The following is a 12,571-nucleotide window of genomic DNA, read 5'->3' as shown; positions in this document are numbered from 1 at the left end:
AGACGGGTATGGAACAGCAGACGCCAACCATCAAAGACCGTCAGGCGGCGCTTCTCAGCGACGATCCCGGTCGTTTTGACCCTGCAACCGCTTTTCGCGTTGCCCAGTTCGTTTCGGCGGATAACGCGATTGTCATCGGTGCTCATGGCGGAATACAGCCGACACCACTTGCAGTCAGCGGTTTCAGCCGCAAGCGCGGTAATGCCGAACTGAAATCAGCCTTCGCGCCCATCGTCGGGCCGCTTGGTTCGCTGCCGCCGACCTATGGCGAACTGCTGCAAAGGGAAGAACGCAATCGTTCGAGCGCGCTGGCCAGCTTCTTCAATCTGTTCGCGGCAAGGTTCAGCGAACTGTTCGTATCCGCGACGGAAAAATACCGCCTCGCAAGGGGCCTGCGCTGGTCGCTCGAGCAACGGGATAACGGTTTCCGCAAAACACTGCTCGCCCTCACCGGGTTCCGCACCGCCGGTCTGGTCGAGAAGGCAGGCGTGAGCGAAGATGCACTCCTGCGTTTCAGCGGCCTTCTGGCGGGCCGCAATCGCAACGTTTCGGCCCTGACATCAATGCTTTGCGAATTCACGGGACTTCCGGTCCATATCGAACAGTTTCGCCGGCGATGGGTGGCTTTGCCGCTTCATGAACAAAGCCAACTCGGGCAGGCATCAGGACTGAGGCTCGGAAAGAACACCACAGCGGGAAGCGCTGTCGAAGATATGAGCGGCGGCTTCCGGGTCGTGATCGGTCCTGTCGCCTATGCGGATTACCTGGCCCTGACGCCCGGTTCGAAACGGCTTGCGGAAATATTTTCTCTGACACGCCTGTTCGTCGGAAGCGCATTGCACTTCGATGTCCAGGTGATCCTGAAAAAGGAGGATATCCCGTTTTGCCGCCTCGGCCAGTCCGATGCGCCCGCACGTCTCGGCTGGAATAGCTGGGCTCGCGTGGCACCCGCCCAACAAGACAGCGCTGACGCTGTGGTGACCGAGCGGGAAGGCTCGGCGATTTCCGCATGAGGGCATGGATATGAAGCTTGCACTCAAGAACACACGCAATATCGAAGCAGCAAGAGCCAGTCAGTGGACCTTCGAGCGCGGCCGCCGGGTCATTGGCCGGTCGCGTGAGTGCGACTGGCAGATCGACGACAATGAACGGCGCGTTTCCAAGCAACACTGCACGCTCAACCGGGATGGCGAAGGCTTCACGATAATGGACCAGAGTGCGAATGGCACGCTGGTCGATGGCCGCTTGCTGCTCGAAGGCGAAAGCGCACGTCTCCGCGACGGTTCGCAAATCAACATTGGCGGGCAGGTTTTTCAGGTCGCCATCAGTGGCGATGCCGAGCTGGATTTCTCCGATCCCGACGCATCCCTGCGGATGAGTGACGAGCCGCTCACCATTTCGGCGATCCTTGCGGATATCGCCCCGAACGGCCGTTCGGCCGGCGGCGTGATGGGCAACACCACTTCGCCCGATGACTGGTCCGAAACATGGCGCGAGGGCGCGAACCGGAAAGCCAAATCCATTTCGCGAAATGTCGAGATCGGGTGGAGCGAGCCGCCCTCGGCGCGTGGAATCGGCACCGTTCTGCCTGACAACTGGGACGAGGAGCCGCTTGCGAGCAATGAGCACGAACATACCGACGCACTGAACACGCCGGTCATGATCTCACGCCCGGTTTCGGCCACAAGTAGCGAAGATTTTGACAGTGTTTTTCCGGAGGCAAGCGAAGAGCTGACTCTGGAGAAAGCATCAAATGCTGATGCTTCGACCGCGCAGGAGATTGGCGATCTTCTGACCGCGCTGGAGCGGGAGAGTGCCGATTGTCTGGCCATTCTCGACATTGAAAGCGAGCGCGCCGGCCACGGTTCGTCAGCCTCTCTGAGCGAGCGGGTGGAAATGCTCATCCACCAGCAACGGCGTCTCGCCGCATCTCTTGAAACCTTGATCCATAACTGCACGCAAAAGCTCGAACCAAGGCTTCTCGAAGCCGCCATCGATGCCGGCAACGATCTCCGGGCGAAAATCGGCCGCAGGGACTGGCAGGGTCTAATCATGAAGACCGATTACTGGTCCACGTACAAAAAGCAATTTGAGGAAAATGGCCGTCCATTGCCCATCAGACAGTTCCTGCAGCGGGCAGCGCGCGGTGAGACCGCGCCCACGCAGAAGCCTGACGCTATAGCGGCCGGCGCAAAGGGGGTAGATAACCACGATGAGACATGAGAACCGTGTTGCCTGGAGCGAGGGCATGTTTCTTCGCGTCCAGCATTTTCAGCAATCCGACCGCTGGACCGAACGCCTGGTGCGCAACACCACGCGCAACCTCTCGCCCTATCCCTGGGGCATTGCCGAAATCGGCGTCGATCGCAGCGCCTTGTCGATAGGGCAATTCGCTCTGTCGAACCTGCGCGGCGTTCTTCCCGATGGGACACCTTTCGAAGCGCCTGAAGATTCCGACCTGCCGCCACCGCTCGATCTCGACGAAAGCGTCAAGAACGCCATCATCTATCTCGCCCTGCCGGCCCGGCAGCCGGGCAAGGCGGATATGTCCACCAGCGGCCGCAATGACATCAACAATGTGCGCTTCACCGCATCTACCTATGAAGTCTCCGATACAAATATAGAGACGGATTTCGTGGCCCCGATCGACGTCGGCCGCCTGAGCCTGAAGTTCCTCAAAACCGGTGACGATCTTTCCGGTTACGATCTCATCGGGCTGGCGCGAGTGATCGAGGTCCGCTCCGACCGTGCGGTCATTCTCGACCCAGATTTCATTCCCCCCTGTCTCAGCTGTGCAGCAGCGCCCCGCCTCAACGAATTGCTGACGGAGCTTCTTGGGATCGTGCGCCATCGCGCCCAGGCGATTGCCGAACGCATCGGCGACCCGACGATCCGGGGAACGGCGGAAGTGGGCGATTATTTCCTGCTGCAGATCCTCAACCGGGCCGATCCGCTGCTGGCGCATCGCGGTGCCAACGCCACACGTTTTCACCCCATCCGCTTTTACGAAGACTGCATCCAGCTTGCCGGAGAGCTTGCCACCTTCACTACGGACAAAAAACGGGCGACGGATTTCCCGCCCTATCGGCACGAAGATCTGAAGGCCACCTTCGGTGCGGTTTTTGATGATCTGCGCACATCGCTGTCAGCGGTTCTGGAACAGGCGGCTGTGGCCATCGAACTGGTGGAACGCCGCCACGGCGTCCGCGTCGGCACCATCCACGACCGCGCGCTTCTGCGCGATGCCGGTTTCGTGCTTGCCGTGCGCGCGGACATGGCCGCTGAGGATATTCGCCGCCGTCTGCCGGCTCAGATCAAGGTTGGGCCAGTGGAGCGGATTTCCGAACTGGTCAATGTGGCGCTGCCGGGCATTCCCGTGCGGTCCCTGCCGGTCCTGCCAAGGCAACTGCCCTATCGATCCGGCACCGTCTATTTCGAGATAGACACGCAATCGCCGCTCTGGAAACAGCTTGATACCTCAGGTGCCATTGCCCTGCATCTGGCGGGCGAGTTCCCCGGGCTTGAAATGGAAATGTGGGCGTTACGCGAATGAGCACGGAAAACCCTTCTTCCTGGCAGGATTTACCGACAGTGGTCGAGATCACCGAGGAAAGTCGCCGGCGCAACCAGAACGCCCGCAACATGGCGGCGATCCTCGAAGACATCGTCGAGACCGACGAGCAGGCCCGCCCCGCCAGGGGGAAAGCGGCCACCCTGCCGGTCGACCAACTGCTGACCGGTTTCCACTTCGGCGGAGAGGAGGTGCCGACACTTGTGCAATCGGCGGCTCCCCTTCTCAACCTCGCACATCTGCTGCGCTTCAGCGATGCCGAGCCGGACCCCGACCAGCTTCGCCGCGCCTGCGTTGAAGCAATCACACGCTATGAACGGGACCTCGCCTCCGCCCGCATCAGCCCCGAACGGGCAAGGGCTGCGCATTATGTCGTCTGTGCGACGGTGGATGATGTCATTCTCAGCAAGCCCTGGGGTGTGCGGGCAGGTTGGGCGCGCTCCGGCCTCGTTTCCACCTTCCACAATGACGTGACCGGTGGCGACCGGGTTTTCGACATTCTCGACCATTTCCACCAGTCGCCCGGCGCCAGCAAGGATTTGCTACTGCTGATCTATCTGTGCCTGTCGCTGGCTTTTGAAGGACGCACCCGCGTTTCGCCAAAGGGTGCGCTGGAGCTCTCGCGTATCCGCGACAGCCTCTACAAGACGCTGATCGGCCAATATGGCGCCTTCGAACGGGAGCTGTCTCCGCATTGGAAAGGCGTCGATGCCCGACATACGCCTTTGCGCACGATGGCTGCGCTATGGACCCTGCTGTCGCTGATGGCGCTCGCCTTTGCGCTTGGTTATCTCTTCTTCACACTGTCGCTCAACAACGCCTCCGATGTCACTTTCGAAAGACTTGCTCATCTGCCGCCGAACGAAACACCGAGCGTGTTGATCGCAAGCCCTCCTGCACCGCCGCCGCCAATTAAAGTGGAAACTCCCCGCGTCGTCGATCCACCCAAAATCGTGGAGCCGAGACAACCGTCCCGGCTTGAAAAGCTGATGGCCTTCCTGCAGCCCGAAGTCGACAAGAAGCTCGTGACCCTTGCGGATGTGAACGGGCGGCTGCGGGTTCGCATCAACAATTCGGGCCTGTTCACGACAGGCAGCGCCGATGTCAGTCCGCAGTTCCGCGATCTTATCCAGCGGATCGGCGGCGCGCTTGCGGCTGAAAAATTCCGTGCCGTCGTCATCGGTTATACCGACACCGTACCGATCAAGACCGTGGAGTTTCCATCGAACTGGCACCTTTCCGAGGCGCGCGCCAAGGCCGTCGGAGACATTCTTTCACAATTCACCGGTCCTGAAGCGATCCTGACCGAAGGCCGGGCCGACAGCGACCCGATCGCCGACAACAAGACGGAGGAAGGCCGCCAGATAAACCGCCGAACAGAAATCATGGTCCTGACCAATCCCGATGAAAAACTGAGCGACGCCGGCATTCTTTCGCCGCCTATACAGAACAGTCCGGGACAGCAGCCGGAAGAGACCCAGCCATGAATCCATTGAGCTATTTTTATACGATCCGTTCCTATGTCGAGAGCTATGCGGCCCTCGTCGGCCGGCGTTTCCTCTCGCTTTTATGGGTGATCGCGCTCTGCGTCGTCATCTGGTTCTACGGCTATCTGATCGCGCTCGGCGATTTCAAACCGCTTGGCACGGTGCAGGCCCGGCTCATCGCCATCGGCACCATCGTCGCCATATGGGTTGTGTACATCGTCGTCACTATCTACCGCGGTCGCAAGCAGGACAAGGAACTTGTCGACAGTATCGAGCGCGAGGCGCTGGCCAATCGACAGGCGGAAATCGGCGAAATCCAGACACGCCTGAAGGAAGCGCTCGCGCTCTTGCGGCGCGTCACGAAAAAGCGCTTCGGTTACATTTACGACTTGCCCTGGTACGTGATCTTCGGCGCGCCCGGCTCCGGCAAGACGACGGCGCTGACCAATTCCGGCCTGCAATTTCCGCTTGGCGATGCGCTTGGTGAAAATGCGGTGAAGGGTATCGGCGGCACGCGCAACTGTAACTGGTGGTTCGCGGACGAGGCGATCCTTATCGACACTGCCGGTCGCTATACCACCCAAGATGACCTCGACGGATCCTCAAAGGCAGGCTGGGAAGGTTTTCTCAGCCTCCTGAGGCGATATCGCCGCTCTCAACCGATCAACGGCGCATTGGTCACCCTCTCCATCCCCGATCTGCTCAACCGTGATCCCGAGGAACAGCGGCAGGAACTGCGCTCCATCCGTCAGCGGCTTTCGGAACTCGACGAATATCTGCGCGCTCGGGTCCCGGTCTATATCGTTCTGACGAAGGCCGACCTGCTGCATGGTTTTGTGGAATTCTTCGACGGTTTCAACAAGACCGATCGTCAGCAGGTATGGGGCACAACCTTTAAGCTGGATGAGAGCTACTCCGCCGAAAACCTCCCGCAACGCCTGACGGAAGAATTCGAGCTGCTGCAGCAGCGGGTCGATGCCATGCTGATCGAACGCCTGCAGCAGGAACAGAATGCGGAGATACGCGGACGCATCTTCCGCTTTCCGGCCGAGCTGGCGCGGCTGAAGGACCGCCTGCACGAAGCCCTTTCCGAGCTTTGCGCGAGTTCGCCTCTCATTGAGGCACCGCTTCTGCGCGGTGTTTATTTCGCGTCGGGAACGCAGCCCGAAACGGAAGGATCTCCCGCAGCCCCCAGAACCCGCCGCAGCTACTTCCTCTCGCGGCTGTTCAAGGACGTCATCTTTCCCGAAGCCGCATTGGTGATGCGCGACAAACGCCTTTCCGGGCGGCAATTGCTGGTGCGGCGCATTGCCTATGGCGCATCCGCCGCCGCGGTCGCCATTGTCTTTACTGGCTGGATTTTCACCTATTTCGCCAATACACAGGCGCTCGCAGAAGCGGATCGCAAACTTGGCGCTTATGAGCAACTCGTTCAGGGAATTCCCGTACGAGACGTCGCAGATGCCGATTTCCTGCGCATCCTCCCCGCGCTCGACAATCTGCGCGATGCCAATTCCGGCTTTGCCCGCGAACGCATTTGGAATGTCAGCTTCGGTCTCGATCAGGAGGACAAGATTGCCGGGCGCCAGCGTGACGCCTATCAGCGCGCGCTCAACGCCCTGCTGCTGCCGCGGATGATCGTGCAGCTGCAAAAGCAGCTTAAGGACGAGAAGGATGTCACCCGCACATTCAATTCGCTGAAACTCTATGGAATGCTGGGCGGGATGGGTGCACTGGACCGCGATTTCCTGACCGTGCAGACGCATCAGATGTTCGCATCGCTTTACCCTGGAGATGGTAGGGCTGCGGTGAGAGAAGCGCTGGACCAGCACGCAAAGGCGCTGGCCAACGGCGTGCTTGCCCCGATCGAGCTCGATGCGCGGCTCATCGCTACCGCCCGCGAAACGATCCGCGATCAAGCGATTGGCACACGCGCCTACGATATTCTCGCCGGTCTTCCGCAGGTGCGCGAATTGATGGAATGGACACCCGCAACGGCTTTCGGTCCTCTTGGGGAGCGTGCTTTCGAGCGTCGCAGCAAAGCGCCTATGGCGGAGGGCATAGAAGGCCTCTTCACGGCGGATGGATATCACAGTGTCGTCATTCCGCAAGTCGCGCATGCCGCCCGCATCGCACTTTCCGAAGGTTGGGTGCGCGGTTCTGATGATGCCATCAAGGGCGCGACTGTTGAGCAGGTGGCGCAGGCCGCGCTGCAAATCTATTTCGACCGTTTCGAGAAAAAATGGGCTGATACGCTGGCCGACCTTCGGGTCAAGCCGTCCCAGACCCTCGGCGACGCAGTGGAAACCACCCGCGCGCTTGCCAATGAGCGCAATATCGTGATGGAGGCTGCCAGATCGATCGCGGAGGCGACCGATCTCCGCCCCGGAGCAAACCCCGCCACCCTCGCCTCCGCTGCGGAAAGTGACGCAACCACAGCCGTTCTGGCGGCCTCGGTGAATGCGTCCGATCCCTATGCGAGACTGCGCGACATGCTGGCGACGAAAGGCGCAGCCACAACGGGCGAGCAGGTCAATGGCGACAAGACCGGTGGTTCGCCATCGGAACAGTTGCTCGCGCATTTCAAGCTGCTGAACGAACAGCTTGCCCGCTCGGCAACAACCTCCGATGAAGTGGCCAAGGTGTTCGACGTGGACAGCCAGCTCACCAAGGCCAATCAGGACCTGCTGCAGCAGGCCCGCGAACTGCCGGCACCGCTCGACGTCTGGGTGGCAGGCGTGGCGGCGGATGTCGGCTCGCTCGCGGTGAAGTCCGCTCGCAGCCGCATCGCCGAACTCTGGACATCAGATTCAGCCTCCCTGTGCTCTTCGATCGTGACCGGTCGTTATCCCTTCGACCGAACCTCCACCCGCGATGTCGCCATTGCGGATTTCACGCGTCTCTTCGGCCCGGCAGGGGTTTTCCAGAGCTTCTTCAAACAGCGCATGGAGCCGTTTGTCGACAAAACGACGACCCCATGGAGCTGGAAAGGTACCTTTGGCGCGGCCGGCCTTCCCAGCAGCGCCGTCGCCCAATTCGAAAATGCCGACAAGATTTCGCGCGCCTTTTTCCCGAATGGGAGCGAGACGCCGGCGGTTTCGATCAATGTCAAACCCGTGTCCCTCACCAATGCCTCCAGCGCGGTGATGCTGGAGATCGAGGGCGAGCGGGTGGTTTATTATCATGGTCCGATCCAGGCGAAATCGATCACCTGGCCCTCGCGCGAAAACACGGCAAGCCTGTCGCGCATCGCCTTCCAGCCCGGCGGCTGGCAGCAGGCCAAAACCGAAAATGGCGACTGGTCGCCTTTCCGGCTGTTCGACGGTGCCGATATCGAGAACCAGTCGGGTGATCTGCTGCGGGTGCGGTTTGAGAATGGCGGACAGGCTGCCGAATTCGATATTCAGTTCGGCTCGGTTCTCAATCCGTTCAAGCTGGATGCAATTGCCAGCTTCGCCTGCCCCGCGCAGTTCTAGTGACGGAACGGAATGCTGATGTTTCAAAGGAGGGGATTAGAATGAAGGCAGGCACGATAACGACAGCGGGTCATCGCAACTGATGGCCGATCAGGCATCAAGGTCCACGCAAACGGCGACGGAAAGCGATCGCATCGGTTTCTTCGGCAAGGTTCCAAGCCATGGCGATTTCATCTCCGATGGGCTCGAGCGGGAATTGGTCGGTACCTTTGACGGCTGGATGCGATCCGGCATGCACGCCTGTGCGGATATGTTTATGGGCCGATGGCCCGAAATATTCTCTTCGTCGCCACCCATACGCTTCATCATCGAGCGCGGCATATGGGGAAACTGCGCCTATGTCGGTGTAATGATGCCGAGTTCTGACCGGGTGGGACGCAAATATCCGCTCGCCATAATCGCGCAGCTCAATGGCTTCCGCGAACATCCACGAAGCCTCTATCTCGACGACACCTGGTTCATGGCCGCGGAGGCGCTGGCGGAGACATCGATGACCGGCGATTTCGACATCTCCCGGTTTATGACTTCGATCAAAAAACTACGTCTGCCAAAGCCGCGGGAAGAGGAGGATGTGCCGGAAATGGTGCGCGGCCGTATGCCGACGAGCCTCTGGTGGTATATCGATCCCGTCAGCCGTCGTGCCCGCGGCCTCAAATTTGACGGCAAACCCAAAGCGTCCGATTTCCTGCGTCTCTTTAGCGACATGCCGGGAAAGGGCGACGAGGACCATTCAGCGCCAGCGCCAATTCCAGCACCGGCGCAAGCGAAAACAAAGCAGCAAATGCCGCCCGTGGTGCCAGCGCCTGCGCCGGCAGCGGAACAGCCGTCATCTGTGACCTACAGCTATGCCACACACCCGGGCACGCGGCTTTCGCTGAATGCAGACGCTCTATTCGTTTCCCAGACACCGTCCCTCTTCGCCATAGCGGATGGACAAGGTGACTCACACAGCGCCGCAGAGGCCGCCCGTTTCGCCACGAATATTCTTGCGGAAACGCCAGATGTCGAAAACCCGGAGAGGATGGCGCAACAGATCAGGGGAAAGCTCGGCACCATAAACAGCCTGCTCCTCTCCCGCCAGACGACCGGTGCCGATGTCAGGCCGATGGCCAGCGTTGTCATCGCCTCGATCATCGGCCGCAGGCTGAGCGTCCTGTGGTCCGGTGATGCGCGCGCCTATCTCCTGAAAAACGGCACCATGCACCCGCTTTCGCGCGATCACGTCGTTGTCGGCATGAGAAAGCAACTTTCGCAATGTGTCGGGCTTTCCCAGCAGTTCCGGCCGGACATCGTTTTCGAGGAGTGGGGTTTGCAGGACAGGGTCCTGTTGTGCAGTTACCCGCTGGTGCAGATCCTCCGGGAACGCGCCATTGCCGAGATCGTCTTCAACACCCCGGTCAAGGATTGCGCCAATGCCCTGGTCCAGGAAGCGCTGATCGAAAACGCCCGCGAGAATATAAGCGCTATTGTGATTGGAAACCGGCGTGAACAATGAACCTGCCTACTCGGAGGTAGCCGCACGTTTTTCCGATCTATGGCAAAGCATCCGCCATGAGGGCACGCGCGAAAGAAGCTATCAGGAGCAGCAAGACCTGATCAACCAGATCCGAAATGCACTGGATCGAAAATTACCAGATATTTCCGGCGAAAAACCGGACTGGATTGCGGACAGCTTTGCCGTGAATTTCACAGCTTACCAGAGCGAGACGACACTTTTGCTCCAATTGCGCCACCGCGATCTCGGCTCGCTGCACGCGCTGAAAACCGTCCCGCCTGGCCGCAGGGACGACACCGTTCTGCTGCAACGCTTATGTGACGAGGCCGAGATCGGTCTCGCGCTGCGCCATCCCTGCCTCGTGGAAACATCCGCCCTTCTGCGGTTGCCGGATGGTCGGCCGGGCCTGTTGCAGCCATGGTTTGCGCACTCACTGGCATCGATCATATCTGCGCAACCGATTGTCGCCTCGCAGGCGATGGTGATCCTTCGACGTGTGCTGCAAGCCCTGAGTGCAGTACATGCACTTGGATATGTGCACTGCGACGTCACCCCAGCCAATATTCTGCTGTCGGACGGCAAGTTCGAAACGGCAAGACTGGGCGACTTGGGCATCGCGCTGCAGATTGGCCGGAAACACGCGGAAAAGGGCCTGCGTTTTGCGGCCTCGGCTGAATTTGCGCCGCCGGAACAGATGCAAGGCGCACCCGCAAAGCCGGATCAGGACATATATGCCGTGGGAAGGCTCGCCCGGCGGCTAATCGAAACGGATAAGGCGCAGTCACCGCAAGGACTCGCAGATTTTGCGCAGGCCTGTTGCCATTATGATCCCGCTCTGCGCCCACAATCGGCAATGGAGGCTTTACAGCTTCTGTAGCGCCTCATTGGTCAGTTGCCGCCGCCGGGAAGCGGCGCCGCCGCAGTCGGTACACTCTTCTGGAACACGGTCAGCAGCTTTGCCGAATCCACCAGCGGCGCGTTGCTTGCATAGAGCACATCACCCTTCTGCATCTGGAAGAGCTGCATGAGGGCGATGCTGGAAGCGTCGCGCATGTTGACGTGATAGATCACGGGCCGCATGGTCGTGGCCGTCGCGACCGGGCCTTTCGCGCCCGGTACCCTTGAGGCGGGAACCTGAACAATCTCATTGCGGAAGACATAGACATTGCGCGCGTCTGCGCGGTCATCCAGCAAGCCACCGGCGCGGCCGACGGCCTGCGCCAAGGTCAGCTTTCCGGCCTCGAACTGGAATTCACCGGCACTCTTGAAAGCGCCGAGTGCGGTGTAGCTCGCCGCGTCGCCATCGACCATGATCTGATCATCCGGTGACAGGCGGATGTTCTGACGGTCTTCCCGCATGACGCGGTCAAGAGGCGCGCTGGCCCTTTGCGAGCCGCGAACGACAGTGACCGTGGCCGCGCCCGCAGCGACAGTAGGGCCACCTGCTTGATTGAGCGCATCGAGCACCCGCTCCTGCCGGGCGGTGAGCACGATCTTTCCGGGATTTTTCACCGCACCACTGAGCATCACGGCGCTCGTCGGCTTATCGACGACAGTAACGACGGCCTGCGGGTTTACGGCCGACCCCTTGAGGCCGGCAACGACCTGCGATTGCAGCCCTTCGGGTGTGGAATCAACAACCCTCTGTTTGCCAACAAAAGGAATATTCACCGAGCCGCTCTGATCCACTGTAAAGCGGCCGAGATTAAGCGTCTTGCTCTGCGTCGGGGAGAAAAGTCCGTCTTCTCCCGTATCCAGCACGGTAATGTCGATAACGTCGCCGCGCCGCAATCTCTGGGCGTTGTAACCGGTGTTGCGAAGCGCGCTAAGGCCGGGCCCGGAGGCGTTCTGCGTGCTTCCAGCAGAAACGGTGGTTGCCGATGCATTAGCCAGCTCGATGACGGGAATTTTCTCGTTGGTTCGAGGCAGGGTCGCAGACCGGATGTTGCCTGCGGTCGGTCCGTCAGATGGCTTTGCACATGCGCTCAAAAGAGCCATCAGCAAAATCGCCCCCAACTTTTTCATCCCTCGTCCCCTCAATGATTCAACCTGACGCAGAGATAACATCCCGACACGTCATCGCAACAACTTTAGCGGTTGCAATTTACGGAAAACCTGCGCTCGAAAGAAAGGGTGTGACCATTCCGCAACCTTTTTGGATCCAGCCGAAGCAAACTCCAAGAATGCACCGATGAGAAATAAGCAGGACAACGACTCCGGTGGCGGCGATTGGTTTCTCCAAACCGGATGCAGGAGCCAAGGCCTTCAACAATCGCGGAGCGCCGAAATCAGCCCGCCCTCAAAACGATCCCAAGCAGTTGTTTCCTGTTTACACCGTTGGAATGCCACCACCTCCATGGCGCGGGAGGCTGCCCCCGCCACGCCGAAGAAACGGCAAATTGACCAGCGTGTTAACCTGTCCTAACCGAGGTCAATTTTCCGCGAGGCGTATAGGGGAGATAGGCGTCGCCGCGCCTGTGATACGTGGCATAGGCGTCGAAATCCGTAGGCTCAAAACGGCGAAGGGTTAGCCGCTAGGTCT

Annotated in this window: 8 protein-coding genes; 7 read left to right on the top strand and 1 reads right to left on the bottom strand. The window is 60.0% G+C overall.

Annotated features, from left to right (window positions below; translation table 11 throughout):
* Positions 1-8 precede the first annotated feature (8 nt).
* The 7 genes from tssG (at position 9) to RBH71_RS12760 (ending at position 10,906) form a co-directional block, all read left to right on the top strand.
* Positions 9-1,013 (top strand): type VI secretion system baseplate subunit TssG, encoded by a 1,005-nt coding sequence (gene tssG / locus RBH71_RS12790; protein WP_004431472.1) that lies wholly within the window; start codon positions 9-11, stop codon positions 1,011-1,013.
* 4 nt (positions 1,014-1,017) lie between these two features.
* Complete coding sequence (locus RBH71_RS12785; RefSeq protein ID WP_323687359.1) at positions 1,018-2,223, top strand: type VI secretion system-associated FHA domain protein; 1,206 nt, start codon at positions 1,018-1,020, stop codon at positions 2,221-2,223.
* Entirely contained in the window at positions 2,213-3,553 is a 1,341-nt protein-coding gene (gene tssK, locus RBH71_RS12780; RefSeq protein ID WP_038495568.1) for a type VI secretion system baseplate subunit TssK, read from the top strand. The genes RBH71_RS12785 and tssK overlap by 11 nt, the downstream gene beginning before the upstream one ends.
* Entirely contained in the window at positions 3,550-5,058 is a 1,509-nt protein-coding gene (gene tssL / locus RBH71_RS12775) for a type VI secretion system protein TssL, long form (protein ID WP_323687358.1), read from the top strand. The genes tssK and tssL overlap by 4 nt, the downstream gene beginning before the upstream one ends.
* Complete coding sequence (tssM, locus tag RBH71_RS12770; RefSeq protein WP_111827876.1) at positions 5,055-8,534, top strand: type VI secretion system membrane subunit TssM; 3,480 nt, start codon at positions 5,055-5,057, stop codon at positions 8,532-8,534. Before tssL ends, tssM begins: the two co-directional genes overlap by 4 nt.
* Before the next feature lie 82 nt (positions 8,535-8,616).
* Complete coding sequence (tagF, locus tag RBH71_RS12765) at positions 8,617-10,029, top strand: type VI secretion system-associated protein TagF (RefSeq protein ID WP_111827877.1); 1,413 nt, start codon at positions 8,617-8,619, stop codon at positions 10,027-10,029.
* On the top strand, positions 10,019-10,906 hold the full coding sequence (locus RBH71_RS12760; protein ID WP_162632797.1) for a protein kinase domain-containing protein: 888 nt from the start codon (positions 10,019-10,021) through the stop codon (positions 10,904-10,906). Before tagF ends, RBH71_RS12760 begins: the two co-directional genes overlap by 11 nt.
* Before the next feature lie 11 nt (positions 10,907-10,917).
* Here the strand turns inward: RBH71_RS12760 and RBH71_RS12755 are convergent, their stop codons facing one another.
* A complete protein-coding gene (locus RBH71_RS12755) occupies positions 10,918-12,054 on the bottom strand; it encodes a polysaccharide biosynthesis/export family protein (protein WP_111803088.1) in 1,137 nt (378 codons plus the stop codon).
* Between the last annotated feature and the right edge of the window lie 517 nt (positions 12,055-12,571).

The organism is Rhizobium sp. AN68, from assembly GCF_030758035.1.
GTDB classification, from domain to species: Bacteria; Pseudomonadota; Alphaproteobacteria; order Rhizobiales; family Rhizobiaceae; genus Agrobacterium; species Agrobacterium tumefaciens.
Note: the sequence above shows the minus strand (reverse complement) of the source record. Positions and strands in the feature narration are given on the sequence as shown.

What these genes read in the sequence shown, in the direction of transcription:
- tssM (WP_111827876.1), top strand. Translation starts at nt 5,055, where the DNA reads ATGAATCCATTGAGCTATTTTTATACGATCCGTTCCTATGTCGAGAGC.
- RBH71_RS12755 (WP_111803088.1), bottom strand. Translation starts at nt 12,054, where the DNA reads ATGAAAAAGTTGGGGGCGATTTTGCTGATGGCTCTTTTGAGCGCATGT.
- tssL (WP_323687358.1), top strand. Translation starts at nt 3,550, where the DNA reads ATGAGCACGGAAAACCCTTCTTCCTGGCAGGATTTACCGACAGTGGTC.
- tssK (WP_038495568.1), top strand. Translation starts at nt 2,213, where the DNA reads ATGAGACATGAGAACCGTGTTGCCTGGAGCGAGGGCATGTTTCTTCGC.
- RBH71_RS12785 (WP_323687359.1), top strand. Translation starts at nt 1,018, where the DNA reads ATGGATATGAAGCTTGCACTCAAGAACACACGCAATATCGAAGCAGCA.
- tssG (WP_004431472.1), top strand. Translation starts at nt 9, where the DNA reads ATGGAACAGCAGACGCCAACCATCAAAGACCGTCAGGCGGCGCTTCTC.
- tagF (WP_111827877.1), top strand. Translation starts at nt 8,617, where the DNA reads ATGGCCGATCAGGCATCAAGGTCCACGCAAACGGCGACGGAAAGCGAT.